Origin of the sequence: Cytobacillus solani, from assembly GCF_001420595.1 — a bacterium.
Classification (GTDB): domain Bacteria; phylum Bacillota; class Bacilli; order Bacillales; family Cytobacillaceae; genus Cytobacillus; species Cytobacillus solani.
The window spans coordinates 4,566,331-4,592,974 of sequence record NZ_LJIX01000006.1; the positions used below are offsets into that span (position 1 = coordinate 4,566,331).

Annotated in this window: 22 protein-coding genes; 2 read left to right on the plus strand and 20 right to left on the minus strand. The window is 41.7% G+C overall.

All coding sequences use genetic code 11. From position 1 onward, the window contains the following. Positions 1 to 3: 3 nt before the first annotated feature. Positions 4 to 864 carry a Gfo/Idh/MocA family oxidoreductase gene (locus AN957_RS24515; RefSeq protein ID WP_053478672.1) on the plus strand — a complete coding sequence of 287 codons (861 nt, stop codon included), beginning with the start codon at positions 4 to 6 and terminating at the stop codon, positions 862 to 864. 186 nt (positions 865 to 1,050) lie between these two features. Here the strand turns inward: AN957_RS24515 and AN957_RS24520 are convergent, their stop codons facing one another. The 18 genes from AN957_RS24520 to AN957_RS24605 form a co-directional block, all read right to left on the minus strand. Next, positions 1,051 to 1,914: a 5-oxoprolinase subunit C family protein gene (locus tag AN957_RS24520; protein ID WP_053478671.1), complete on the minus strand. Its 864-nt coding sequence runs from the start codon at positions 1,912 to 1,914 to the stop codon at positions 1,051 to 1,053. Further along, positions 1,911 to 2,675, minus strand: a complete 765-nt coding sequence (locus tag AN957_RS24525) for a LamB/YcsF family protein (protein WP_053478670.1) — start codon at positions 2,673 to 2,675, stop codon at positions 1,911 to 1,913. The genes AN957_RS24520 and AN957_RS24525 overlap by 4 nt, the downstream gene beginning before the upstream one ends. 305 nt (positions 2,676 to 2,980) lie before the next feature. After that, positions 2,981 to 3,724, minus strand: coding sequence for a 5-oxoprolinase subunit PxpB (gene pxpB / locus AN957_RS24530; protein WP_053478669.1), 744 nt, complete (start codon positions 3,722 to 3,724; stop codon positions 2,981 to 2,983). Continuing rightward, complete coding sequence (locus tag AN957_RS24535) at positions 3,717 to 4,328, minus strand: pyroglutamyl-peptidase I (protein WP_056686643.1); 612 nt, start codon at positions 4,326 to 4,328, stop codon at positions 3,717 to 3,719. The genes pxpB and AN957_RS24535 overlap by 8 nt, the downstream gene beginning before the upstream one ends. A gap of 12 nt (positions 4,329 to 4,340) precedes the next feature. Further along, positions 4,341 to 7,289, minus strand: a complete 2,949-nt coding sequence (locus AN957_RS24540) for a M14 family metallopeptidase (RefSeq protein WP_056686646.1) — start codon at positions 7,287 to 7,289, stop codon at positions 4,341 to 4,343. Positions 7,290 to 7,299: 10 nt separating this feature from the next. Beyond that, the gene (locus tag AN957_RS24545) at positions 7,300 to 8,211 is read right to left on the minus strand and encodes an ABC transporter permease (RefSeq protein WP_053478666.1); all 912 of its coding nucleotides are present in this window, start codon (positions 8,209 to 8,211) and stop codon (positions 7,300 to 7,302) included. After that, entirely contained in the window at positions 8,208 to 9,140 is a 933-nt protein-coding gene (nikB, locus tag AN957_RS24550; protein ID WP_056686648.1) for a nickel ABC transporter permease, read from the minus strand. Before nikB ends, AN957_RS24545 begins: the two co-directional genes overlap by 4 nt. 131 nt (positions 9,141 to 9,271) lie before the next feature. Then, a complete protein-coding gene (locus AN957_RS24555; protein ID WP_053478851.1) occupies positions 9,272 to 10,852 on the minus strand; it encodes an ABC transporter substrate-binding protein in 1,581 nt (526 codons plus the stop codon). Between the two features lie 18 nt (positions 10,853 to 10,870). After that, positions 10,871 to 11,680: an IclR family transcriptional regulator gene (locus AN957_RS24560; RefSeq protein WP_053478665.1), complete on the minus strand. Its 810-nt coding sequence runs from the start codon at positions 11,678 to 11,680 to the stop codon at positions 10,871 to 10,873. Then, complete coding sequence (locus tag AN957_RS24565) at positions 11,677 to 12,696, minus strand: ABC transporter ATP-binding protein (RefSeq protein WP_053478664.1); 1,020 nt, start codon at positions 12,694 to 12,696, stop codon at positions 11,677 to 11,679. Before AN957_RS24565 ends, AN957_RS24560 begins: the two co-directional genes overlap by 4 nt. After that, a complete protein-coding gene (locus AN957_RS24570) occupies positions 12,693 to 13,685 on the minus strand; it encodes an ABC transporter ATP-binding protein (protein WP_056686651.1) in 993 nt (330 codons plus the stop codon). Before AN957_RS24570 ends, AN957_RS24565 begins: the two co-directional genes overlap by 4 nt. A gap of 459 nt (positions 13,686 to 14,144) precedes the next feature. Continuing rightward, positions 14,145 to 15,254 carry an o-succinylbenzoate synthase gene (gene menC / locus AN957_RS24575; RefSeq protein ID WP_053478662.1) on the minus strand — a complete coding sequence of 370 codons (1,110 nt, stop codon included), beginning with the start codon at positions 15,252 to 15,254 and terminating at the stop codon, positions 14,145 to 14,147. A 38-nt stretch (positions 15,255 to 15,292) separates the two neighbouring features. Beyond that, complete coding sequence (locus tag AN957_RS24580; RefSeq protein ID WP_053478661.1) at positions 15,293 to 16,444, minus strand: M20 peptidase aminoacylase family protein; 1,152 nt, start codon at positions 16,442 to 16,444, stop codon at positions 15,293 to 15,295. A 73-nt stretch (positions 16,445 to 16,517) separates the two neighbouring features. Beyond that, complete coding sequence (locus AN957_RS24585) at positions 16,518 to 17,504, minus strand: ABC transporter ATP-binding protein (protein WP_053478660.1); 987 nt, start codon at positions 17,502 to 17,504, stop codon at positions 16,518 to 16,520. After that, on the minus strand, positions 17,479 to 18,501 hold the full coding sequence (locus AN957_RS24590; RefSeq protein WP_053478659.1) for an ABC transporter ATP-binding protein: 1,023 nt from the start codon (positions 18,499 to 18,501) through the stop codon (positions 17,479 to 17,481). Before AN957_RS24590 ends, AN957_RS24585 begins: the two co-directional genes overlap by 26 nt. A 22-nt stretch (positions 18,502 to 18,523) precedes the next feature. Then, complete coding sequence (locus AN957_RS24595) at positions 18,524 to 19,426, minus strand: ABC transporter permease (protein WP_053478658.1); 903 nt, start codon at positions 19,424 to 19,426, stop codon at positions 18,524 to 18,526. Between the two features lie 16 nt (positions 19,427 to 19,442). Then, positions 19,443 to 20,393, minus strand: a complete 951-nt coding sequence (locus AN957_RS24600) for an ABC transporter permease (protein ID WP_053478657.1) — start codon at positions 20,391 to 20,393, stop codon at positions 19,443 to 19,445. Positions 20,394 to 20,420: 27 nt separating this feature from the next. Next, positions 20,421 to 21,986, minus strand: a complete 1,566-nt coding sequence (locus tag AN957_RS24605) for an ABC transporter substrate-binding protein (RefSeq protein ID WP_053478656.1) — start codon at positions 21,984 to 21,986, stop codon at positions 20,421 to 20,423. A gap of 304 nt (positions 21,987 to 22,290) precedes the next feature. On the opposite strand from AN957_RS24605, the gene AN957_RS24610 reads away from it, so the two are divergent. Further along, the gene (locus AN957_RS24610; protein WP_053478655.1) at positions 22,291 to 23,136 is read left to right on the plus strand and encodes a MurR/RpiR family transcriptional regulator; all 846 of its coding nucleotides are present in this window, start codon (positions 22,291 to 22,293) and stop codon (positions 23,134 to 23,136) included. A 124-nt stretch (positions 23,137 to 23,260) separates the two neighbouring features. Here the strand turns inward: AN957_RS24610 and AN957_RS24615 are convergent, their stop codons facing one another. Both AN957_RS24615 and AN957_RS27480 read right to left on the minus strand, forming a co-directional pair. Next, a complete protein-coding gene (locus AN957_RS24615) occupies positions 23,261 to 25,831 on the minus strand; it encodes a discoidin domain-containing protein (RefSeq protein WP_056686654.1) in 2,571 nt (856 codons plus the stop codon). After that, the gene (locus tag AN957_RS27480) at positions 25,832 to 26,575 is read right to left on the minus strand and encodes a tail fiber protein (protein ID WP_056686657.1); all 744 of its coding nucleotides are present in this window, start codon (positions 26,573 to 26,575) and stop codon (positions 25,832 to 25,834) included. It lies immediately after the preceding gene. Positions 26,576 to 26,644: the final 69 nt, after the last annotated feature.

Below are 26,644 nucleotides of genomic sequence, written 5' to 3' on the forward strand. Positions count from 1 at the left end.
AAGATGAGAATTGGATTAATTGGGTTAGACACATCTCATAGTGAAATTTTCACTCGATTGCTGAACGATACAAGTGATCCAAACCATGTAGAGGGTGGAAGAATCACACATGCCCTCCCAATCTTTTCTAAGGATCTGTCCATTAGCAGGGACCGCTTTCAACACTATAAGAATATTGTTGAGAACAAATACAGCGTAAAGATTGTTGAAGATATAGATGTGTTCATGAGAAGCGTGGATGCTGTTCTATTAGCAACAGTCGATGGCCGGAATCACCTGTCTTGGTTAAAGAATATTGTTCAATACAAGAAGCCGGTATTCATTGATAAGCCTATTGTCATGAGCAGTGATGAAATGAAAACAGTGATGGAGCTCAGTGAAAACCATCAAACCCCGATCATGAGCTCTTCCTCTTTGCGTTATGCTCAGTCTATCAAAAATATAGATTCCAGCGGTTTCATTAGTGCATACATATATGGTCCATTGCCGCAGCAGACTGCTATGCCTGGATATTTTTGGTATGGGATTCATTTGATCGAAATGATCATAACGCTTTTTGGAACGGATATTCATATGATCAAAAAAGAGAAATTTGATGAAAAATATGAGTGGGTAACGTTATCATTTTCTGACAGCCGCCAAGTAATCTTGCGGGGAGATTATGATTGGCATAACCGTTTTGGAGGCGTTATTCACTATAAAGATCGTGCAGAAACATTCGATCTTTGGCAGGATGAACGACCTTATTATGCAAATTTATTAGTGGAAATCGTGGAGTTTTTTAATACTGGTTTATCACCAGTGCCTCTTGAGGAAACTGCTGAGATTATAAAATTAATAGAACAAATCAACATGCTAGAATAAATCAGTTTTATAAGTCCTTCATTAGCTACCCTATTTATAATCTTCCTTTCGGGGCAGTGGGACAAGTTCAATGTCCCAGTTACTGACGCAATCTTTAAAACAATCCCTCCGAAACTCAAAAACTCCTATTTTAGAAGCCTTTACTTGTTCCTTACAGCGAACAGACTTCTAATAGGAGTTTCTTTTTCATCTTGCCAACTCTTCGAATCTCACCTTTCCCCCTCTTCTTAACTGGACTACCTTCCAAAGATCCTCTTTGGCTATTTTTCCAATGGTTGCGTACCCGCCAATTGTTTGGGCATCTGCCATTAGAATAATCGGCTGTCCGCTATTCGGTACTTGAATCGTTCCGAATTGAGTGGCTTCAGATAAGATATCGCTTCCATTTATAAATCGTAGAGGGTTTCCTTCAAGAAGATACCCCATTCGGTCTCCGCCTTTTATTTGATAGGTGGATTGAAAGAATTCATTTAAACTATCCGGGTGAAAACGGTTCAGATGCGGGCTCGGCCAAAGCTTCACCTTCAGATCCGCAGAATATTCAGGAATTTCACTTTGACAAAGCCCTCTGTGAAATTTCATTGATTGCTCTTGTCTAGCAAATAGAATCATCTCTTTTTTCAATGGCGAGCCCAGCTTCCCCTTTGGATAAACAGACGAACTGCCTAAAAGTTCTTCAGATAGAAAGCCTCCTTCTGGCATGACATAAGCGATGCTCCCTTGCATAGGCCTCGTAAAACTTAACGTTTGCCCCTGATAGATATTGAAGGTTTTCCAGTTTGGAACTGGCTGGCCATCTAATTTTGCCCCTAGATCGGCTCCTGAAATGACCATTCGATGATCATTCAATATTTCTAACTCTACCCCGCCTAAAAAAAGCTCAAGTGCAGGGCTTTTAGCATCATTCCCTAAAATATAATTGCCTAATTGAAAAGCATGGAAATCCATCGCACCAGATACAGGTACACCAAACCGCCGAAAACCTGTGCGGCCCATGTCCTGCATTGATCCATAGACACCTGCTTTCTTCACCTTAAATAGCGGAATCATATCGGCTTTCCTACTGAACGAACGAGAACGCCGGCATCTTCCAATAATTTTCGAATCTTCGATGTATAGAGGGCGGCATTTTTTCCATCGCCATGAAAGCAAATCGTATCCGCCTGTAAGGATAACAACTGTCCAGACTGCGTTCTAACCCGTCCGTTTATTACAATTTCCTTCACCTGGCCGAGAATGTCATCAAAGGATTTTAATACAGCATCTTGCAGAAGTCTTGAACATAGCCGGCCTTCATCCGTATAGCGCCTATCCGCAAAAGCTTCTGAAGCAGTTTTTAAGCCAATCTTCTGCCCAGCATGAATAAGTTCACTATTACATAGCCCGAATAAATATGCTTCAGGAATAGAGTCATAGACTGCTTCTGCAATCGCTTCGGCCACTTCACTCTTTTCCGCTGCTGCATTATAAAGTGCGCCATGAGGCTTCACATGCTGAAGCGGTGCCCCATGAATCTCACAAAATATTTTTAAAGCCCCGATTTGATAAACAACACAATTATAAATTTCTCGTGCGGTCATCTGCAGCTCCCTGCGTCCAAACCCTTGCAAATCTGGATATCCTGGATGGGCTCCAATAGCTACTCCAAAGTTTTTTGCACTCTTCACCGTCTCCTTTATGACATTAAAATCGCCTGCATGAAACCCACAAGCAATATTGGCGGATGTTATGTGCTGGAAAAGCGCTTGATCTTCTCCAATTGTATACGCTCCAAAGCTTTCTCCTATATCTGCGTTTAAATCAATTCGCATAACGGCACCTCCTTGTAAGTGAAAAATACGATCCGTCTACCGTTATTTTGCATGAAAATTTGTACTTCTGCTAGGTAAAATCCCTCTCGTGTCTACTCCAAGATAAAGTGAAACTCAATCAGTGGGGGTTTTCCGACGTACAGGACGTGCTAGTGCCGACGTTGCCACAGGACGTGGCGTTCTTAGTCGGCCTTCATCCCCCACTGATTGTTAGTTGAACCAATCGGGCATTTACGGGCTGTTAGATCCCCCACTTAGAATTTTTCTGTTCCCTCAACTTCTTGAAGTGGGGGTCTTACAGCCCGTTAATCTGCGATAAATCGCTTGATTTCCTCTGGTTCACTAGCTAATTCTTTGCTTATTTCATGAAATTCTCCTAGCGTAACTGGCTGAAATTCTAGCTGATCCCCTGCCTGAAAGAAAAATGGCTCTTTCCTTTCTGGCAAGTATAGATCAAGCGGTGTTTTTCCAATGATATTCCAGCCTCCAGGACAATCCAATGAATATATCCCTGTTTGGCTGCCTCCAATCCCTACAGTCCCCCTTGAGACCTTATCTCTTGGTGTAGGTAATCTAGGCGTTGCCAGCCTTTCATGAAGCTTGCCCAAATATGGAAAACCAGGTAGAAACCCTATCATATAAACCGTATATGTATGCCCGGCATGAAGGGAAATCACTTCTTCCCGTGTTAGTCCCGTATGACTTGTTACTCGGTCCATATCTAAACTAAATTTATCATCATAGCAAACAGGAATACGCAGCTTTCGTTCCACCGGTTCTGCCTCTTCTTCTTTACCATGCATCCACTTAGTCAATAGACGTTCAATCATTTCATTCGGTTCTTTTAATTCCTTGTTAAAATAAACCGTAACCGTATGAAAGCTTGGCACGATTTCCTGAAAGTAAGGACCTGAATGCTGTTCGACTATCTTGCAGAACTTCCGCACCTTATAATAAGTGCCTTTTTCTACTCTGCTGCCAAAGCTAAAGCGTAAGCTGTTCTCACCAGTTATCATTGCTTCTGGAAGCTGTTCATATGGTTTATTCATCTTCTGACAAAGCTTTAATGCAAGTAAGAATTCCTTTTGTTAAGTCTTCATGGGACCAGCTTGGAATTTTCCCGTGCTCAATGGCAAGTTCATGAGAGGCTGGAATATGTATAAACCCAGCAGGCATGCGCTTATTTAGCCTTTTCGCATAGTGGAGCCCTTGATACATCACGTTATTGCATAAATAGGTACCAGCTGTATTTGAAACTTCTGGAGGCAGTCCCGCTTCCGTTAATCGATTAACCATTTTTCTGATGGGAAGGGTGGACATATAGCCATCCGCTCCCAGCTCCTCAATAGTCTCATCCACCGGCACATTGCCGCTATTATCAGGCTCTCCATCGTTTACATTAATCGCGATTCGTTCGGGAGTCATTTTAAAGCGGCCACCTGCAAGCCCTAAGGAAACAAGGGCATCCGGCTGAACAGTTTTCAAATGCTCTAAAAGCTGTGCACCCGATTTCTTAAAATCGACCGAAAGGATTTCACTATGAATCTTATAATCTCCAACTACTTGCCCGTTCAGTTCTTCCACAATGCGCATCGTTGGATTAATGGTAAATTTTAAAAATGGTTCGAATCCGGTTAATAATAAAGTCTTCATCGTAATACCCCCTTATAAAAGTTGAATTGGACGAGCTCGTTCATAGGACAGTCCATTCACAGTTTGACGCTTTACATCAATCCTCGCCCTTTGAAGTACATCCAATATCGCTAAATCAAAGACAATATGCGCTTCTACACAGCTCTGTAGAACGTCCCCGTACACAACCTCATCTGCCGCCTCCGAAATAATTTCTGCTCCGATCCATTCTGGATATCTTGAAACGCCAAGTGTCGAATAGCTAGGTGCAACGGTTGGCTGCCTATAAAAATGAATACCTGGTGCTTCTTCAATCGGAAACACTTCTGGAAGCCATTCGTTTCCATACTTTCTAAATCGTTGTTTCCAATAGCTATTTTCCTTTTCTATTTCCGTCCCTCTAATTGCTTGGCTTATCTCGTTAACAATTGCATCTAAATTTTCCTCATGCCTTGTACGGAAAGCTCCGGTAGATAGTCTTCCAATCCCATAAATCTTTGCACTTGGGAGAAAATATGATACCGGAAAGCGCGGCGGACTGTTGTAGCCAGCAAAAGGCTGAACCCACTCATGAGACGGAATCCCATGATCGTCAACTATGGTATCTGGCGCCCATCTCCGAAGAACCTCAGGATAGATATTTGCCTCGCCAAATACCGTTTCCTGAAAACGGACAAATGAATATTCCAATCCAACTGCATTATATCTTGCGGCATGATGCTTCCATTCCGGATGTTCTTTTGTAAGCTTTGTCATTAATTCATAGCCATCCGGGTTGGCTAATGGAAGGAGGACAATATTCATTTCCTTCAGCAAATGATCAGAGCGTTCGCAAGCTCGCTCTAGCAACTGCAGAATAGCAGGTGTACTTGACACTTCGTTTGAATGATGTCCTGCCTCAATGAAAATCGTTTTCTTAAACAAGGTCATTTTTAAAGGAGAATCATATTCTTCACCTGTATCCAGGAAGCATTCAATAATCGGTATCGCATGTCCCCGATAAGAATGATCTGGATATAACACCCGATAGGAAGGATGTTTATTTAGCCACTCATTCACATATGGATGGAGATGCCTGTCAGGCTTTTCAGATGCTTCTATCGAAAGAGCGATTTCCTCCCCGTCATTTGTCAGCGCTGCTTTAGAAAAATCCCCTGCTTCATTAAACAAAATGGCGGTTGTTACCCAATTCTCACTTTGTTTATCTTCCCATCCATAGACCCGAATTCGTGCTTCCGGCTTTTCCCCCACCCTCACATGCATAAAAGGATGGACACCGCCGGGTGCATCAAATGGTTTGCCTTCAAGCTCCTCACCTAAATAAGCAAAATAATCCAATGTATTAAAGTATAGATCTTCATGCAAAGCCTCTAGTGCAGAAACCCGTTCCTCATCCACTTGAAGCTTAATTTCCTCCTCACTCATCCACACATCGATTTCGATGCGGTCAAATAACGGTCTTGTATGCCCCTGGCCTGGATGGTAATCAGATATAGCGTCTCTAAGCTTTGGCAGTACCTTATCTGCATAAAAACGGTAAAATCGTTCTCTATCCGTTTGAATTAATTGCTCTTCTTCCACTCCATTTTTCCGAATGCGAACAGCACTTGAAGCCGGATAAACATCATGCTTGCCGTCAATGTATGGCAGTCTTGATACAGGAACATCTAAAGAGCTAATAAAGTGCTTTTCCCCTTGTTCATCCAGTCCATACAATTCATATGTATGAGAGAGATTCCCCTCTAATTTGTATGTCACTAAATCTGCCTTCAAACCTATTTCCTCTTCGATCAATCGATCGGCAGGATATAGCTCTTGAATCCAGCGAATCGGCAGCTCAAGTCCCTTTTCACCAGCTTCTTCTCGTACTTTTATTTCAATTTCTTTATAGGGCTGCAGACTGGGAATCATTTCTTCCATCAGCCAGTGCAAGCCTGCTTTAAATGCGGAGCGAATGGTCAAGGAATGGACTTGCGGAAAGATTGCTCGCCATTCTTCTTCGAGCCTTCTGCGGACCTCAGCCGGTTCTGATAAAAAGATTTCAATATCCGTACCTGCCAGATCCTCTTCTCTTTTCAAATGGTCAAAAGCGACATCTACTTCTTTCTCATCTGACCATTGCATTTCAAATAGAAGCGGAGGTTCCTTTTTTTGCGATAATTGATGTTTCTGCTCCCAGTACCCAAATACTCCGCCTTCACTCCAATGCTTAGCCCTTGCAAGCTGATAGGCGGCAGCTGCCATATTTTCTTTTCTTCCTCTAAGCTGCAAGACATTTGGTTTCACGAGCTCCAAAATAGGGTCATCGCCTTCTAGCACTTCTAACTGTAGGCTCGCTTCCTTATTCCCTGTCACCGGAAATACAATTTCTGTTGAATACATGGCGCTTCTTGCAGCAAAATAACATATCTCACGCAAAAGCCCAGCCGTCATTAATGACTTCTCTACGCCTATATTCATATGAAAAAGCTTTGCAGGTGAGGCTTCGTTGCTTTTTCCAATCCCTGAAAAACTCCATAAATCACTTAAGTTATTTATTTCAGGCACGGCAGCAGCAAGATCATTTGGATAATCAATCGTTGGAATGGACAGCTGCCCTGCATACAGCCTGCCATCTCTTAATTCAATCACATCGCTTTTTGTGCCTGCCTGTTCCAGATCCATCGCAGCTAGAAGCTTTAGCAGATCCGACAGCTCCTGTTCACTTTGGTAACGGATCATTAGCTGATTATTTTCCAATCTAATATCCGTAGCTGCTTCAGAGTGCACAAAGCACAGCTTCACCGCTTCCTCGCTCGGTTCAAAGAAACAGAATGATAAGGAAGTCGTTTCAAATCCTAAGCGGGCACAAAAGTCGATCAATCCTTCAGGTGCTAAGTAATCCGGCAGATCAATCCATACATTTGTGCCATCGATGACGCCGTCCCCATTTTTATCACGCAATAGGCCATCTTTCGTCCAAATCGAGAAAATGTTTTCCACCTGCATTCACCTACAATTTCATATTTGGATCAAATTTATCCCGCAGCCAATCGCCCAATAAATTAAATCCTAAAACCGTCAGCATAATGGCAATCCCAGGGAACGTCGCTGTCCACCAGGCGGTTGTCACATAGTTCCGGCTATCTGCAAGCATGCCTCCCCATGACGGAATCGTTGGATCCACCCCTAAGCCTAGAAAGGTTAATGAAGCTTCCAATAGAATAAATTCAGCAATATACATGGTGCCAAGAACAAGGATGGAAGACATTACATTCGGTAAAATATGTTTTCGAATAATCGTAAAGGTGGTGCCGCCAATGGCTTTTGCTGCATGAATGTATTCCTGCTCTTTCAGAGAAATGACTTCTCCTCGAATCAAGCGGGCAAAACCAACCCAGTACGTTAAACCGAGAATAATAATAATCTTCCATATCCCCGTACCGAGCACACTCATAATCACAATCGCAAATAAGATAAATGGAAAGGCTAATTGAATATCAGCCACACGCATGATAAAATCATCGAGCCATTTTCCAAAATAACCAGCTACTAGGCCAAGTACGGTACCAATAACTAATGAGATTAAAACGCCAAAAAAACCAACCATCAATGAAATTTTCGCCCCATATATGATTCGGCTGAACAAATCACGCCCTACCTGATCGGCACCAAGGAAGAAAACAGATTCACCCGTTTCATCTGCCCAGGATGGAGGCGCGAGACGAGAGGTTAGACTCGCCTTTGAAGGATCAAATGGAGCAATCCATTGGGAAAAAAGAGCGGCAGAAATACTTAACAATACGAGAATCATCCCCGCAACACCCGCGGGATTCTTCTTAATAAAACGCCAGATTCTCTTTAGGAAAGAAGGCTTTTGCTGACTGATTTGCTGTGGTGATTGTTCGAGCTGTAAAGATGTCATGATCGGCTCCCCCCGATTTTGATTCTCGGATCAATAAGCGTATAGCTTAAATCAATAACTAAGTTAACGGCGACCATGATAACGGCAAGGAAGATAACGCCACCCTGAATCACCGGGTAATCCCGCTGATTGATCGCATCAATAATCAAACGTCCAATCCCCGGCCAAGAAAAAATTTGTTCCACAATGACCGTCCCGCCGAGTAACGCACCAAACTGCAATCCAAGGAATGTAACAGTAGGCAATAACGCATTTCGGAATGCATGCTTGATAATCACGGCAAAATCACTAATTCCTTTTGACTTCGCTGTCGATATGTATTGCTGATTCATAACCTCAAGCATCGAAGATCGAACAAGTCTTGCCAATATCCCAGATAAAATCATCCCGAGCGTGATGGATGGAAGTATCAGATGCTTGAAGCTTTCAAAACCCGAAGATGGCAGCCATTTTAAATTGACAGCGAAAATTAGAATAAGCATAATCCCTAGCCAAAAGTTAGGAAAGGAAATGCCAATTAATGAAAAAATCCGCCCAAAGAAGTCTACTCCTGTTCCTCGCTTAACCGCTGATACAATCCCTACCGGAAAGGCAATCATGATTGCTACGGCCATTCCCCCAAAGGCTAGAGCTAATGTGGCTCCCAGTTTTTCTTTGATTAAGTCCATGACAGGCATTCCGCTTCTAAACGATTCTCCAAAATCAAAGGTGATGAGACCCTTTAGAAAGATGCCGTATTGTACATACAATGGTTCATCTAATCCGAGGTTTTTCCTTACTTCTGCTATCGCTTCCTTTGTTGGTTCCCCTGCCTGAAACATAACAGAAACAGGATCTCCCGTTAACCGGACAGAAAAAAAGATGATTAACGAAATAGCAAAAACAACTAAAATAGTATGAAGCAATCTTCGAATAATATAAGCAATCATTTGGTTCCCCCCTTAGAAAAGCGCAAGGCTCTTTATCCTGTAAACATAAGCCCTCGGCGCAAATAGAGAGCAGTTATATTTAAAAGAAAGAGATAGCATGAGGTTCATACTATCTCTTTATGCCGATGTCTTTACTTCACCATCACTTCTTCTAGTCGCATACGATCTTCATGTGGCGGCTGGAAGTTTTGAACTCGTTTATTGACTGCATATAAATCAACAGCGGAATAGAGATTCAACTCAGGAGCTAAGTCATACAGCAATTCAGTCAGCTCCTTGAAGATTGCTTTACGCTCTTCTGGATCAACACTTGCACGCTGCTTATTAAGAAGCTCTTCAACCTTTTCATTTTTGAATGAAGGATTCCATTGTTCTCCTTCGTAATACATTAAGTAAGCTGTATTATCGAAGTCCAGTGTCCATCCACCCCAGCCCTGACGATACATATGGCCAGCTTTTGCATTTGGAATTAAGTCTGAAGTTAATGTCGTACTGTCTGCTGTGTTAATGTTCACCTTGATGCCTACTTCCTCTAAATAGAAGGAAACAGCCTGTGCAATTTCTTTAAAGTTGCCATCATTCCCAGGGATGAATAGGTCAACTGCTGTTCCCTCTTTCACACCAGCCTTTTTCAATAATTCCTTCGCTTTTTCCGGATCATACGGATACGGCTCTAAGTCCGGATTGTTCCCGAAGGAAAGCTCACTTTGGAATGTGCTAATTGGCTTCCCATAGCCGCCAAGAATTTCGTTAATAATCGCTTCTTTATCAACTGCATAGTTGATTGCTTGTCTTACTTCCTTGCTATCAAATGGCTTCTTGGCAACATCAAAGCGTAAAGAGAATGCTGTTGGTGTTCCTACTTCCTGCAATTCAAGGAAGCCAGATTCTTTTACTGTTTCAGCCTGTGACACTTCTACACGCTTCATAATGTCAATTTTGCCAGTTTGTAATTCTGCTAATCTTGTAGATGCTTCTGGGATGACTTTATAGACAACCTTATCAAGCTTTGGCAATCCTTCTTTCCAGTATTCAGGATTTTTTTCTAAGACGATTTCCTGGTCACGTTTATAGCCAGTCATTTTGAACGGACCTGTACCGACAGGGTTGTTGTTAAAATGCTCATCCCCTTTTTCCGCTACATATTTAGGCGGTACAATCACAGCTCCGTACCCTGCAAGCTTCGTTAAAAGGACCGGATCCGGCGTATTTAATTTCATGTTTATCGTAAATTCGTCTACTACTTCAACGCTTTCAATGGACGTATAATTGGAATATTGCGGACCCTTTTGACCTTCTGCCCCTAGTAGACGGTCAAATGTGAATTTTACTGCCTCCGCGTTAAATGGCTCGCCATTATGGAAGGTAACCCCTTGGCGAAGCTTAAATTGCAATGTTTTATCATCTAAATACTCCCAGCTTTCCGCAAGACCAGGCTGCAGTTCCAAATCAATTGTACGATCGACGAGCCCTTCAAATACCGAGGTAGCGACCGTACTCCAATCTAATAGGAACGTATCAATCGGATCCCAGTTTTGCGGATCACCTGAAACACCGATAACAATTTCATTGCCGCGGTCTTTCACAGGGTTTTCCTCGCTGCCTTTTCCTGATTCTGTACTCGCCTTTTCCTTCCCGCCGCCCGAGCATGCGGATAATATGAGTGTAAAGATCACTAGAAGTGCCAATAATGACGATAGCTTCTTTTTCATCAACTTGTTTCCCCCCTGTTATTGTTTCGTTTCTATTTTTTCTCCATATGGATATGGCTGGCTGCAGCCAATTTCTTTTGAAATGCCTGCCGCCGCCTCCCAAAGCGCGCCTACTATATGATGGACTTTGTCCCTTGGCAATGAGGTTGAAAATCCCGCGATGCTGATCGAATAAGGAACTGCTCCAAACCGATCATAGATGGGGACAGCAATTGAAACCGTCCCTTCCTCAAGCTCAGAATCGCTATAAGCAAACCCTTCTTTTCTTGTTTGTTCAATTAATGTTAGAACTTCCTCTTTCGACTTTGGTGTTTGACTTGCATAAATGGTTAAGGGCGCTTTTAGCACTTCCTGCACCATCTCATCCGGCAAAAAGGAGAGAAGCGTCCGTGTGCACGCTCCCGCATATAAGGGTGCATGGCGGCCAACCTTTGTATAAAGACGGACAGGTCTTGTACTTTCAACCTTTTCAATATAAACACCTTCATGCTGATCGCGAATGACAAGCTGCACAGCTTCATTAAAGGTTTCCTGAAGCTTCTTCATAAATGGAAGAGCAACGCGGCGAATCTCAAATCTTGCAGCCACCCGTTCCCCCATTTCAAGAAATTTAAGGCCTAATCCATAGCTCTCTCCATCGACAACTAATCCATCCTGCTGAAATGTCATACGCTGTAAATAACCCATCTCAGCAAATCCTCTTAATAAGCGGAATGCCGTTGCTTTTGGAATGCCTGAATGCTTTGAAATTTCATCTAATCGCCAGTAAGGCTTTTCTTCTGTAAAATAATCTAGTAAACTTAACGCTTTTTCTAATGTTTTACTCATTTTAATTCTCCCGCTGCGACTGCAAGTTTTTCCGGACTATCATATAGGTGACAGGATACGGCATGGTTATCTCGAATTACCTGTAATGATGGCCTTTCGGTTTTACAAATATCCATGCAAGAAGAACATCGAGGATGGAATGTACATCCGCTTGGTGGATTCGAAGGACTTGGTACATCTCCTTTTAAAATGATTCGATTTTTCATTTGCAATGGATGAGGACTAGGCAGTGCAGAAAGCAAGGCTTCGGCATATGGATGCAGAGGCTCATCATACAGGCTGTTCTTATCAGCAATTTCCACCATTTTCCCTAAATACATGACCCCTATCCGATCACAAAAATGCTTCACTACACTTAAGTCATGGGATATGAATATATATGTAAGTCCAAATTCCTTTTGTAAATCTCTCATTAAATTTAGTACTTGCGACTGAATGGATACATCGAGTGCGGATACAGGCTCGTCCGCAATAATTAGTTTTGGCTTCGAAATGAGTGCTCTTGCGATGCCAATCCGCTGCCGCTGTCCACCCGAAAACTCATGCGGGAAACGCGAAAGCTGTGCAGCCGTTAAGCCAACCTGATCGGCTACTTCGAGCACCCTTTTTTCCCTCTCTCTTCGATCACTTACACCAAAGTTGATAAGCGGCTCTTCAATAATATCTCTAACTTTCATTCGGGGATTTAATGAAGCGAACGGATCCTGAAAGACAATTTGGATATCCTTTCTTAACCTTCTCATTTCATTTGGATTTAGTTCAGCTATATTTTTGCCTTGAAAGTAGATGCTTCCTTCAGTTGGCTCAAGCAATCTAAGAATCGTTCTGCCAGCTGTACTCTTTCCGCAGCCCGACTCCCCCACGATTCCGAATGTCTCTCCCTCCATCACTTCAAAGGAAACGCCATCCACTGCCTTTACTTGCTTCATTGTTTTATTGCCGAAAACTCCACCTTTGATAGGAAAGTATTTTTTTAGATTATCAACCTTTAGCAATACGTTTTCTCTTTCCTTCACTTCGCAGCCACCTCCGTCTCACCATCTTCATAAAGCCAGCATTTTACTCTAGATCCATTTTCCATTTCAAATAGAGGCGGAACTTCCTTGCACCGTTCATGTGCAAAGGAGCAGCGAGGGGCAAAGCGGCAGCCCACAGGCATTTTTCCCGGAGCTGGAACAACACCCGATATGGAAGAAAGATATTCCTTTTGTTCTTGAATGTCTGGCAATGAAGCTAATAAACCTTTCGTATACGGGTGGCTTGGCTGATCAAAAAGATCAACGACCAATGATTCTTCTACAATCTCCCCTGCATACATGACAATCACCCGGTCACACATTTCCGCAACAACTCCAAGATCATGGGTGATCAGTACAATGGACATATGAAGCTGATCCTGGATCTTCTTCATCAATTCCAGAATTTGCGCCTGAATGGTTACATCAAGAGCAGTGGTAGGCTCGTCCGCAATAAGAACCTCTGGATTACAAGAAAGGGCTATCGCAATCATGACTCTTTGACGCATTCCGCCTGACAGCTGATGCGGATATTCATTCAATACTTGTTCCGGTCTAGGAATTCCTACAAGCTTTAGCATTTCAAGAGCGCGGTTTCTAGCTTCCTTCTTCGAAACTCTTTCATGGTTCAGAATCATTTCATTTATTTGAGCACCGACTGTATAGACCGGATTAAGAGAGCTCATCGGTTCCTGAAAGATCATCGCAATCTTTTTCCCGCGGATTTGCCGCCAATCTTTCTTGTTAAAGCTATTAAAATTCAGATTCCCTAATCGAATATCCCCACCATGTCTCTCCACACCAGCAGGCAACAAGCCCATTAACGATAGAGACGTCATACTTTTCCCACATCCCGATTCTCCAACAATTCCGAGCGTTTCCCCCTTATGCAGGTGAAAGTTTATTCCATTCACGATAGCGATCTTTCCGCCATCCTCGTCCTTAATCCCAACCTTCAATTCTTCCACTTCTAAAACTTTTTGAACCATTATGACACTCCTAACGGTTTCATTTTGTGAAATGCAATTTCATTTTTTGAATTATTTTAATTTTAATTAAATGTCTGAAAGTTTGCAATAGTTTTTTCGGAAAAAGTGTGATAAATATCACCGTTACTATACATTGTTGATTTTCGTGTATGGTACAGGAATTCATAGGCGGAGAATTTCCGGTTAATATATAAAGAGGAAGCTTGAGAAGCAGATATAAGCGGAGATATTCCGATTAACTGCTCTAATTCAGACAAAATCCAACGATTTAGATACTATAACCGGAAAAACTCCCCTTATTTTTAAGGAAATATAGGTATTTCCCAATTTAAGCGGAATTTTTCCGTTTATTTTTCAAACACAGTAAAATCACCATTCTGTTGTAACAGAACCTAAATAAAAAAACTGCTCGCAATGCGGCAGTTTTTTGAGGTGATATTTAGATTTTCAAAGCATACTCTATCTATAGACCTTAGCATCTATTAGATACTTATCGACTTTCCCCTGAACGAGTGAATACCCAATGCCAGCCTCTTTTGGAACGGCTACTGTTCCTGGTTTGCTTAGGGTTACTTCTGGCTCAACAATGTCTTCGGCCCAATATCTTTTAGAGGCGGATGTATCTCCTGGAATGATGAAGTTTGATAAGGAAGCAATAGCGATATTATGTGCTCGTCCTACTCCAGCCTCCAGCATTCCACCGCACCATACCGGTATACCATGTGATTGACAAAGGTCATGAATTTTCTTCGCTTCCGTAAGTCCGCCTACACGGCCAACTTTAATATTAATGATTTTACAGCTGCCAAGCTCAATTGCTTTTCTGGCATCCTCTACAGAATGGATACTCTCATCTAAACAAATCGGGGTTTGTAATTCCCTTTGTAGTTTGGCATGATCGACAATATCATCATGTGCAAGCGGCTGTTCAATCATGATGAGTCCATACTGATCTAATTCTTTTAACGTATCGATGTCATCGAGTGTATAAGCAGAGTTGGCATCAGCCATTAAAGGGACTTCATAGCCAAAAGTCTCTCGGATCGCTTTGATCCTGTCAACATCGATACCAGGCTTAATTTTCACTTTAATCTTCTTATAGCCCTCCGCTAAAAAGCCTTCCACCTTCTTTAATAGCCCTTCCACCGTTGGCTCTATTCCAATACTAACGCCTACTTCGATTTCTTCTTTTTCCCCTCCGAGTGCTTTTGAGAGGGAAATCCCATTTTGTTTGGCGTATAAATCCCACAGAGCACCCTCAATCGCTGACTTGGCCATGTTATTTCTGCGGATCCAAGAAAACAACTTCGAAAAATCAGCAGGGGATTCGAGCTCTGCCTTTAAAATCTGAGGAATGATAAACTGTTCTGCCACATGCCAGACTGTATCAATGGTCTCCTCATTATAAGCAGGCGACTCCATTGCAACACTTTCTGCATATCCAACATGGCCATCCCCATAAACACTTACAAGAATATATTCCTTTTCTGTCTCCGTCCCAAAGCTTGTTTCAAACGGGGACAGCAGGGGCATCTTTAAACGTTCTAATTTCACCTTATCAATTTTCATAATGAATCCTCCTTGTGTGCTATGAATCTACTGTATTTTTAGTTACCTTTTAATCCCAAACCATTTTTTTCAAAAGTTTTAAGTAAGGATCGGGTTAAAATTTCTATTCCAGTCAATAATGCTTCGCGATCAAAGGTCATATGGGGATGATGCAATCCTGGCTTCAAACCACAGCCAAGTCCGAGCATTGTTGCTTTCACTTCAGGACGCTTTACACTGTAAAAGTGAAAATCCTCCCCGCCAGATGTGACACTAGGCGGAACTAAATTCTCTTCTCCGATGACTTCCTTAATTGCTTCAGCCATGATGGATTGGGCTTCCTCATTGACTTGAGCTGCTACGATTTCCCCCTCGGTCTTATATGTAATGCTAACTTGGTAAAGGTCTGAAAGGTTCCCGATGATTTTCTCCAGCTTTTCCACTAGCTGTTCCATCACCTTATTAGACTGTGCGCGCAAGTCAAGACCAAACTGAGCGGAACCCGGGATAATATTGCCATTATCTCCACCAGCGATAAACTTGGTCATCTTGATCGAATAGGGAATCATCGGATCTAGATAAATCCCTTTCATCTGCTCAACTAAAGCGGATCCAACCTCAATGGCATTCGCTCCTAAATGAGGACGGCCTCCATGACTGTCTTCCCCGATAATTTTACCTGTAATAAATTGCCCTGCCCCATGGACAATAGCTGGTGCGGCCTTCCCATTTGGAACCTCCAATTCCGGTCTCAAATGTACACCGAATAAGTAATCAACATCATCCATTACTTTTTTCTCAAGCATTTTTAATGCGCCATTCCCCTTTTCTTCAGCTGGCTGAAAGATAAATTTCACTTTGCCTGGAAGCTTAACATCCATTTTCTTCAGCATCATCATGACACCCAATCCCATTGTCATGTGGGCATCATGTCCACAGGAATGATTTGCCTGCCAGATCCCGTCTACCTCCTGCCATAAGGAATCCATATCTGAACGAAGACCAACGGTAAAGTCTCCTTCTCCGATTTCCGCTACTACCCCTGTACAGTCTTCAAATGTAGTAACCTTACAGCCAAATGCTTCTAGCAAATTAGCAAGATATTGAGTCGTTTTATATTCTTTCCAGCTAACCTCTGGATGTTGATGGAGATAATCAAAAATCTCATAGATTTGGACTTTCAGTTTGCTATTATCTAAAGTTTCTAGCATGCTACTTCCTCCTTAGCTATGCTATTCTATTTTCTTTATTCATTTCAGAATCTTCCCTTGACCTGCCGTTGGCCTATTCATAAAGATGACATGCGACAGCATGGTTTGGTGCAACATCCCTTTTAACAGGGACATTCTTCTTACAAATCTCGGTTGCATGCTGACACCTAGTATGAAATACGCATCCTGATGGCGGATTAATCGGGGATGGCACTTCTCCTTTTAGTGTAATCCGCTCCCTCTTAATCGTTGGATTTGGCAGCGGAACAGCTGATAACAAAGCCTGTGTATACGGATGCAGCGGTTGAGCAAATAACTCATCTGTCGAGGCTTCCTCCACCATTTGCCCTAAATACATTACTCCTATACGATCGGCTATATGGCGAACCACACTTAAATCATGGGAAACAAACAGATACGCTAAATTAAATTCATCCTGAATTTCTTCCAAAAGATTCAGCACTTGTGACTGGATGGAAACATCTAGTGCTGATACAGGCTCATCACAAATAATCAAACTCGGGTCAACCATCAATGCCCTCGCAATCCCAATTCGCTGTCTTTGACCACCTGAAAATTCATGCGGATAGCGGAAATATTGCTCAGATTGGAAGCCAACCTTATTTAACATGTCCATCACTCGGTCCATCCTTTCTTGTTTACTGCCGATGCGATGGATTTTCAATGTTTCTTCTAAAATATGGCCAATTCTTTTTCTTGGATTAAGAGAAGAATAGGGATCCTGAAAGACCATTTGTAATTCCCGGCGCATATCTAGAAGCTTTCTTCCCTTAAGCTGATAAATATTCTCTCCTTTATATAGCGTTTCTCCTTCTGTAGGTTCAATCAAGCGCAGAACTGTTCGTCCAGTTGTACTTTTCCCGCACCCCGATTCACCTACTAAGCCATAGGTTTCTCCCTTTTTCATATGGAAAGAAACATCATTTACCGCTTGTACATGTCCTGTCACCTTGCCAAGTGAATTCGTTACAGGGAAGTATTTTTTTAGATTTCTCACCTCTAAAAGTGGCTGTTCAATAGGAATCTGCTGCACTGACATATGGACCCTCCTCCCCCGCCTGGAATATTTCCTTGTAATGCCAGCACCTAACTTTACGGCTATGATCCGCCTGTGCAAGTTCAGGCATCTCTTCATGGCATTTTTCACTTGCAAATGCGCATCGAGGAGCAAATCGGCAGCCTTTTGGAATTTGATGCAGCGTAGGAACCTTCCCTTCGATGACATGCAGTTTTTTAGAGCGATCCCCAGTTAATTGCGGGATTGATTTAAGTAGCCCATCCGTATAGGGATGATAAGGGGAAGAAAACAATGATCGAACATCCGCTTCTTCAATGACTTGTCCTAAATACATCACAACTACCTTTGTACAAACTTCTGCAACTACCCCTAAATCGTGCGTTATCATGACCGTACCCATGTTAAACTTCACTTTTAATTCATTTATCAAATCCAGAATTTGTGATTGTGTAGTGACATCCAGAGCTGTTGTTGGTTCATCAGCAATAAGCAGCTTGGGCTGGCAGGACAGAGCCATCGCGATCATTACCCGCTGTCTCATCCCGCCAGATAACTCGTGTGGGTATTCGTGAATTCTTTTCTCTGGTGAGGGAATGCCTGTTAACCTCAGCATTTCTGTTGCCTTTTCATAAGCCTCTTTCTTATTTACATTCTGGTGAAGCATAATGGATTCTACAATCTGATTCCCCACTGTGTATACAGGATTTAAAGAGCTCATCGGATCCTGAAAGATCATCGAGATATCATTTCCCCTTACAGACTGCATGTCATTAATAGTAGAGGTTAACAAATTCTTTCCTTTGTATAGGATTTCCCCTTCGTACTCTGTTGATTTCTCATCAAGCAAGCGAAGAATGGACTCTGCTGTTACACTCTTTCCGCACCCGGATTCCCCTACCACACCAACTGTTTCTCCAGCATACACAGTGAAGAATACCCCATCAACTGCAGTGACACGCCCACGCTCCGTATTGAAATGTGTTTTTAAATTTTTTACTTCCAAAAGTTTCGTTTCCATGATCGTTCCCCCTCCTCTCCCGTTATTTTTTCGCTTTATTATTATGAGGGTCTAATAGGTCACGAAGACCATCCCCAAACAGGTTAAGACCAAATACAGTAAGCATGATGGCGATTCCAGGGAAAACGGTCATCCACCACGCATTAAAAATAACCATTTTTCCATCATATAAAAGGTTCCCCCAGCTTGGGGCAGGCGCTGGGATTCCTGCACCTAGAAAACTCAAAGCAGCTTCCGTAATGATCGAATCTGCGAAGATAAATGTCGCTTGTACAACTAAAGGCGAAATGACATTCGGAGCGATATTCACCCAAATGATTCTTGTCGCTCCTGCCCCCTGTGCTTTTAATGCTTCGATATATGTTTGTTCTTTAATGACAAGTGCAGAGGAGCGGACCGTCCGAGCAACATATGGTGTAAACACGATGCTTAGAGCAATAATGACATTCTCCACTCTCGGCCCTAAAGCAGCCATGATGGCAATCGCTAATAAAATGGCGGGAAAAGCCATGAGCCCATCGCATAGCCTCATTAAAATATTATCCAGCGAGCGATAGTATGCTGCATAAAGACCAATAATCATCCCTAGGATTGAAGTAATAATGGCAACGAAGAACCCTACGCCTATCGATACTTTCGCCCCATATGCAACCCGGCTGAATAAATCTCGTCCGTAATTATCTGTACCAAAAACATGTGCATCACTAGGCTCCAATAGCCGCTGCTTTGCCTCCAATTCATATGGATCATAAGAGGCAAGCAATGGACCGACAAAAGTGAATAACAAAATAATGACAATGATGACACTTCCAGTAACCGCTAGTTTATTGGAAAGGAAACGCCTTATTAGCAACTGCCTGCGTTCTTTCTTTATATGACTTTTCACTTGGGATAGTTCCTGTTCCCTCACCACTGTTGTTTGCATAATGAGCGCCTCCTTTCTATTTTCGATTTAGACGAACGCGTGGGTCTATCACCCCGTATAGCAAGTCAACAACAAGATTAATTAATACATAGCTAATCGCCACAAGAAGGATGGTCCCTTGAATAACAGCAAAATCACGCCGTTCAACAGAGTTAACAATTAACTGGCCGATGCCCGGAATATTGAAAACTGTTTCAACAACCGCCGCTCCTGCTACCAGCGTTCCAAACGTTTGTCCGATGACTGTTAAAATTGGTATAAACGCATTTCTTAATGCATGCTTATAAATGATGATTTTTTCCTTTAAACCCTTTGAACGCGCTGTTTTTATGTAATTAGCGTTAAGGATATCGAGCATCGATGATCTTGTCATACGGGCAATAAGTGCAGCCTGCATGGCTCCTAAGGCAATCGCAGGCAGGATTAAATACCGTATATGCAGGAAAAAGCCAGCATCTAACGGTTTATAGCCTGCTACAGGCAGCCATCGCAATTGAACGGCAAAGAGGAGAATTAATAAAAGTCCTAATAAAAAACTTGGGACAGATATGCCGATTAGCGATCCACCCATAAACGTCTGGTCAATGATCGTGCCTCTTCTTTTTGCCGCTATAACACCAAATGGAATAGCGAGCACTACCGCAAGCAATTGTGCGAAAATCGCTAGAGACAGTGTTGGGCCTAAATGGGAGAAAAATGATTGAAGCACAGGCTCGTTCATAAATATGGACCATCCAAAATCACCCTGCACGACTCCAGCAAGCCAACTCGTAAATTGCTGGTACAGAGGGAGGTTGAGGCCGAGCTCCTCGCGCAGCTCGGCTACCTCACGCGGACTCGCTTCCGGACCCAGCATAACCGAAGCCGGATCACCAGGAGTGATATGGATAATCAGAAACACAACAACAGCTACTACAAAAAGCACTGGTATAAGCGATAATAGCCGTTTTAGAATATATCCTTTCACAGGTAACTCACCCCTCTATAAATCTAGTTACTTTTTCTGCACATTCCACAAGGTAACGCCTTGCAAGAAGCCCATCCCTTCGATGTTCGAACGAGTAGAAGTAATCGTTGTCTTATTGCCAAATTTAATCATTGGCAAGTAGTTGTAGAATTCCTCTTGAAGCTGTGCAAAATATTCTTGTGCTTCCTCTTGTGAAGAGGCTGTATTAATTTGATCTAGCAATTGATCCATTTCAGGACTATTCGTCCATCCCGGCCATTGATTAGCAGAATCTAAGAATACATATTTCGCAGGAATAGGCTCTGTCGGAAAGCCCGTTACGAAAATATCATAGGCTTTCTCATCTGCACGTCTTTGCAGGACTGTCGCCCAATCATAAACATCCAGCTTCGTTTTCATCCCTATTTTCTCAAGCTGCTGCTGAACGACAACGGCTGCATTGTAGTGATCCTCATAATCTCTACTTGCCAGAATGACAATCTCTTCTCCGTTATAGCCAGCTTCTTCTAATAATTGCTTTGCTTTCTCCGGATCATTTTGGTTGTATTGATCCTTTCCCGCTTCGCTGTACCATTCAACTTGGTCTTTAATCATTAGACCATGTTCTAATTCATAGAAGTTTTCATTTGTAAACGAAGCCATTAAAATTTCTTCTTCATCCAAAGCAGCATTCACAGCTTGACGTGCAATTACATCTGCAAAGAAGCCTGCCTTCTTATTAAATACCAATCCATTAAATCCATTGTGGTCAATGTGGTTAACAACATCTTCATTCGCTTCCAATTGCTCCGCATTATCAAACGGGATCGCATTCGCAATGTCATATTCTCCTGTTTGAATCCCTGATAAACGAGTAGAAGCATCGGTTACAAATTGGAAATAGATATCATCAACAAAGCCTTCTTTTTTCCCAGCCAAGCCACTGCTTTCTGAATCTAGCGATTGGTAATCTGAGAATTTTTCCAAATGAACATATTGATCAGTTTTCCATTCTACAAACTTATATGGGCCAGTCCCTATATACTCGGTAATGCCCTGTTCAGTAGCAGCTTCATTGATTTCCTTTGGCGTAATAATTGCTGCCTGGCCTGGATCAGCAAGCATCGCTAAGGCTGTAGACAAGGGCTGCTTCATTTCTAAAACGACTGTTTTTTCACCTGAAGAAGAGAAGACTGCATCAGCAAAATACGATTTGCCAAGTGTTGTTGACTCCTTCCATCGGTTCATGGAGGCAACAACATCCTCAGGAAGCATCTCTTCCCCGTTATGAAATTTGATACCGTCTCTTAATTCAAAAGTAATTATCTTGCCATCCTCACTTACTTCATAAGACTTTGCCAGCATCGGTTTCACTTCAAATTTTTGATTAACCGTTACCAACGTCTCATAGACATGTCTCATTACATCTCTTGTTGCTACAGCTGTCGTTAACAACGGATCAAGTGTTGGGGGCTGTGCATTATAAGCAACCTGCAGTTCTCCTCCTACCGCAGCCTCCCCGCCTTTATCATCTGTCCCCGACTCCTCTGCAGAACAAGCCATTAAGGTAAATGACAAAAGTAACATTAAACATAGTAAACTTATTTTCTTCATTTCTAGACCCCCTTATTGATATTCCATTTCTCTAACATCCAGTGACCAAATAAAGAAGAATATCACCCTTGACTCTTTAAAAATAAAGCCTATACTTCTAATTTGAACACTATGAAGTTTATACTTTGGACAAATTTATCATATATTCTGTCAATTTGCAATAATTATTATTATTGAAATCTTGATTGCCAGTTATCCGTTGAAAATGGTAATGTAAAAGAAAAGCTCGATGTTTAAATAGGGCTCATACTATTAAAAGTCATCGTAAATGTAATTGATGAATCGTCCTGAAGGAGTCATTTATATGATCAACTTTAAAGAAAGAATAAAAAACAAGTATTCTTCTTTATCAGCGGGAATGAAAAAAGTAGGGAAATATGTACTAGATAACCCACAAGCTCTCGCCATGAAATCAGCAAGTCAACTAGGACAAGAAGTTGGCGTAAGTGAGACAACCGTTATTCGGTTCTGTTACTCATTAGAGTATAGCGGCTATAGTGAACTGCAAAATGAGGTTCGAAGCTTTTTAATTTTCCAGAAGAGCAGCCTGCATGAATATCAAGCAGGGAAAGAGGAATTAGTCAATAAACCTAATTTTTTTGCACAGAACTTTCAGCAGCACCAAGCACATATTCAGGAAATGAAAGAAAATATAAAGGAGGAGGACCTTCAGCTCGCGGTAGACAGAATTTATCAATCCAACAAGGTTTTAGTCACTGGCATGAGGACCTCCTTTGCCGTAGCTCATTGGCTTTCCTTTACACTTAATATTGTTCGTGGGAACTCCCAGCTTATTCAGCCGGGCATTGATGATATCAACCATTTAATCACAAAGCTCGATAGCGAGAGCACGCTAATTGCTATTGCCTTTCACCGCTATACACCTTCCACTCTCAAGTTAGCAGAGGCAGCAAAAAAACAAGGGGCATTTGTCATCGGCATTACGGACTCGGACCTTTCGCCGCTTTCGGAGCATTCAGATGTTCTATTCCCAATCGGCCTTTCGCCAAGGTCGACAATTGATTCAGCACCTGCTGTTTTCTCACTCGTTAATACCATTGTTGCAGGGGTATCCGTTATTGATATAGAAGAATTTAAAAAAAGAAGAGATAACTATGATAGATTTAATTCGGAGAACTTTTTTATTTGAGACTAGTTTAGGATTACGTTAATATTTTTTAATAAAATTTAAAAAGGAGAGTGGTCTAGGGATCCACTCTCCTTTTCTGTTCCTTTAATTCTATTAACAGATCATTTTATGATTTAACGGAGCATTACTGCACTGTAAATACCATTCTTACTGGAACTTTTAATGGTTTGCTGGCAGGTGTTTTTAGCTCCTGACTTAATGTTAAGATGTATATTTCTCCGCTTCTAAATAATTCACCTGGTATAAGGGTAATTACCTTATTATTATCACTAACCTTAAACGTCAATTGAATAGCCTCTCCCTTTGAATTTATAATCGATAGACTATCATTGTTCACTGATTTTGGATCAATAGGAATATTCATTTCAATCATCCATTGGCGATCTTGAGAAACATTGAAGCTAGGCTGGAAATATTCATAGGGCTGATCATCATAGAGAACAACAACTTTTTTCACTTGTTCTTTCAGCTCTATGATTACTGGGGCATCCATTTCATTTGCAGTTTTTTCAGCAAGTGCATAACGAATGATTAACATATCTCCATTAGCTATAGAGTTTTCAATAACGATTTTTTTGTTTCTTAATGCGGGTATGTCTTTTTTATTAAGCAAAAGCTTGTTTCCATTTATCTCAGTCGATACTCTTTCGTTGCCATCGGTTGGTGAGACAATATTTATATATTTATCTTCTGGAGTTGGGTTTGGATTAGGACCTGGCTTTGGACCGGGATCTGGCTTTGGATCAGGATCTGGAATCAGTTCAGTAATTTCCACATCAATAATGGCTGACTGCAAACCAAACGATGCGACCATCTTTGCTTTCCCGGCAGTTATCCCTTTTAGCAATCCCTCAGAATCAACCAATATATTTCCCCCATCGATCGGCTGCACAAAAAATTTAACAAATCTTGTAATGTCTCTCCTATCACCACTTTGTTCCACTGCAAACACATGAAGCTGAACAGTTTGATCCTTTAGAAGCTTATATGACGTCTGATCGAATTCAATTTTTTCAATTTGCTTAGAGTAATCGATGATACTTCTAAGCAAAAACCCACTGCTTGCAATAAGTTTATCTCCGACAATCGGATGAATAAATTCCTCACCTGCTATACTAACACTTACATTTTGAATATCACCTGGATAGTCTTGAATAGATTGCCCTTTGAGAACTATGTTGGCAGAATGAGGGCCTACTCTAATAATTTGATCAACGGAAACACCCAGAGGCAAATTCAGAACCTTCCAATTTGCTGCATTTAGAGTATCCATAAACAGATTGCCTTCTACTGAAACGATGATGCTCTTTCCGTCTTCCTCTCCCTCCCATATCTCTTCATCTTGGGATAGCGTAACTGAACTTGATGTCTGGAAAGCAGTAACTATCAAGGAGTTAACTGAGAGTAACTCTTGACCTGATATTGTTGCTGTTTCTAAAACCTTCACTTTTAATTGATGGTCCTGACTAAAATCAGTTCCATTAAAGGATAACAGCAGCGTTACTGTCCTATTATCCATCTTCCGAATACTTTCCACTATTAAACCAGCTGGGCCGTCAATGAGTTCAAAATCATCACTACTTAGTTCTTGACTTTTAAAAGAATCTCCACTTAATTGAACAGTAATTTCACTTTGGTCTAATGTATTTTCTACTAATGGAAGATTGGATGAAATGGTTGCTTTTCCTGCTGGAAATAATTGATTTGTTTTAGAAGCGAGCGTCTTTTCAGTCGCGGCTACTCTTACCATGACACCATCCGTATCCGAATAAAGCTTGATCTTCTCAGCACCCGCAGCTAATTCAGCTGTTACTTTAGACCAGCTTTTCCCTTGATCAAGACTATATTCCATCTGTTCAGTTGCATTTTTTAGTACATATTCATCTTCTCCGCCACCTTCTTCTAAGATGACATTTGGAGGGTTGCTTGGCTCAGGTATATCTATAAGAAGCTTGTGTGATTGAGGATTCGCTTTCTCACGAATAAACACTTTTCCTGGTTTAAAAACGATCCCTGTTGTTTCTCCCTCTTTTGCATCAATCCACTCCCCATCTAACCCATTAGATGAATCCAAGCTATACTGGAATTTTTGTGAAGTATTTAATATTTTCCCTTTCCCCACATCAATTTTAGGGAGATCAATTTCCTGCGTGCCAAATATTTTTAATTCTTTAATCGATGTCCATAAATGATTCACATTGTTTCCTTTTGTGATCGTTAGCTTTACATATCGGGCTCTAGTCGCCGGAACTGTCTTGGTATGATTCGCCTTCGTATTGCCATTCATCCGATCAATTTCTGACCAGTTCACACCGTCTGTGCTTGCCTCAAGCTTAAAGTCAGCTGGGCTTACAATGAGCCCGTTATTCATAAGATCATCGGTCATTAAATTAGTTAGCTCCCAGCCAGTTATAATGGATGAGTATCGCAAATCCACCTTAATCCAGTAGGTTTCTTCTCCGGAAGCATACCAGCGGCTCGTATAATTCAAATCATTATCTACAGCTCTTTCTGGACTATAAGGAGCTACATAACTACTCGCCTCAACTGGTTTTCCCTTAGCAATATTTTCTGTGCTTGCCATTGCTGCCGGCAGATGAACAGATAGGAGGATACACGCTAAGAACAGCCCTAGAAGTACTGCTTTTGTTATTAATTTCTCTATTAAATGTGTCCGATTCCCTAGTATTTTCATTTATTTGTCTCCCGGAAATTCCCCATTTATTGAGATGTAATAAGAAACATCTGCTGAGGGTTCTGCATCTATTAAATTAGGAATATTCATGTATTGACCTTTTCTTCCGCCAAATCTATCTCCAATAAGTGAATATAATGCGATATGCTCTTCTATCTTCAGCTCTGCACCATCACATCGCAGCCAGCCTTTTGTATCTTTCATATCTTCCTTCTTAAAGAGACGAATTTCTCCTATATACACATTCGAGTCATTCTGGTCATCCGTATAAAAGTACTTTATGCCTGGAAGTGGGCTCGCATTCCGAAGGTCAGGTGTATTTCCATCCCCATTCGCTTCAGTGAACTCATTATTTAATTTTCCAGGATATAGCATCATCCCTGCATAGGATTGAATATCAGCCGAACCTGGCAATGATCCCTTCATCGAAATCATATAATTTATATTTGGCAATGGATTCGCTCCCCTTAAATCAGGCAAAAAATAGGAGAAGTCATCTCCGCCAAATGTTGTTCCAATGACTGAATATAAATCTGGGTTAAATTGCTGCACCTTCTGCAGACCATTTAACTCTTCCCAGCCATCTTCCATCATTCGAAAATCTCTATATGGAAATAGCCGAATTTCCCCCACATGCCGTTCGATCGTTGAACTTCCATCTGCTGCAGCGATATGCCTCAGTTCATTTCCGTTTAAAAATAATAAGATTCCCATAACAACAGCTAATAAAAATTTTCTTTTCATTCATTCACACCCTCCCATTCAATCTCTTGATAATCACTTTTTTGCCGTATTTATACAAAATACGACTTT

Coding starts and splice junctions, on each gene's coding strand:
- AN957_RS24515 (WP_053478672.1), top strand. CDS start 4: ATGAGAATTGGATTAATTGGGTTAGACACATCTCATAGTGAAATTTTC.
- AN957_RS24520 (WP_053478671.1), bottom strand. CDS start 1,914: ATGATTCCGCTATTTAAGGTGAAGAAAGCAGGTGTCTATGGATCAATG.
- AN957_RS24525 (WP_053478670.1), bottom strand. CDS start 2,675: ATGCGAATTGATTTAAACGCAGATATAGGAGAAAGCTTTGGAGCGTAT.
- pxpB (WP_053478669.1), bottom strand. CDS start 3,724: ATGAATAAACCATATGAACAGCTTCCAGAAGCAATGATAACTGGTGAG.
- AN957_RS24535 (WP_056686643.1), bottom strand. CDS start 4,328: ATGAAGACTTTATTATTAACCGGATTCGAACCATTTTTAAAATTTACC.
- AN957_RS24545 (WP_053478666.1), bottom strand. CDS start 8,211: ATGACATCTTTACAGCTCGAACAATCACCACAGCAAATCAGTCAGCAA.
- nikB (WP_056686648.1), bottom strand. CDS start 9,140: ATGATTGCTTATATTATTCGAAGATTGCTTCATACTATTTTAGTTGTT.
- AN957_RS24555 (WP_053478851.1), bottom strand. CDS start 10,852: ATGAAAAAGAAGCTATCGTCATTATTGGCACTTCTAGTGATCTTTACA.
- AN957_RS24560 (WP_053478665.1), bottom strand. CDS start 11,680: ATGAGTAAAACATTAGAAAAAGCGTTAAGTTTACTAGATTATTTTACA.
- AN957_RS24570 (WP_056686651.1), bottom strand. CDS start 13,685: ATGGTTCAAAAAGTTTTAGAAGTGGAAGAATTGAAGGTTGGGATTAAG.
- menC (WP_053478662.1), bottom strand. CDS start 15,254: ATGAAAATTGATAAGGTGAAATTAGAACGTTTAAAGATGCCCCTGCTG.
- AN957_RS24580 (WP_053478661.1), bottom strand. CDS start 16,444: ATGCTAGAAACTTTAGATAATAGCAAACTGAAAGTCCAAATCTATGAG.
- AN957_RS24585 (WP_053478660.1), bottom strand. CDS start 17,504: ATGTCAGTGCAGCAGATTCCTATTGAACAGCCACTTTTAGAGGTGAGA.
- AN957_RS24590 (WP_053478659.1), bottom strand. CDS start 18,501: ATGGAAACGAAACTTTTGGAAGTAAAAAATTTAAAAACACATTTCAAT.
- AN957_RS24595 (WP_053478658.1), bottom strand. CDS start 19,426: ATGCAAACAACAGTGGTGAGGGAACAGGAACTATCCCAAGTGAAAAGT.
- AN957_RS24605 (WP_053478656.1), bottom strand. CDS start 21,986: ATGAAGAAAATAAGTTTACTATGTTTAATGTTACTTTTGTCATTTACC.
- AN957_RS24610 (WP_053478655.1), top strand. CDS start 22,291: ATGATCAACTTTAAAGAAAGAATAAAAAACAAGTATTCTTCTTTATCA.
- AN957_RS24615 (WP_056686654.1), bottom strand. CDS start 25,831: ATGAAAATACTAGGGAATCGGACACATTTAATAGAGAAATTAATAACA.
- AN957_RS27480 (WP_056686657.1), bottom strand. CDS start 26,575: ATGAAAAGAAAATTTTTATTAGCTGTTGTTATGGGAATCTTATTATTT.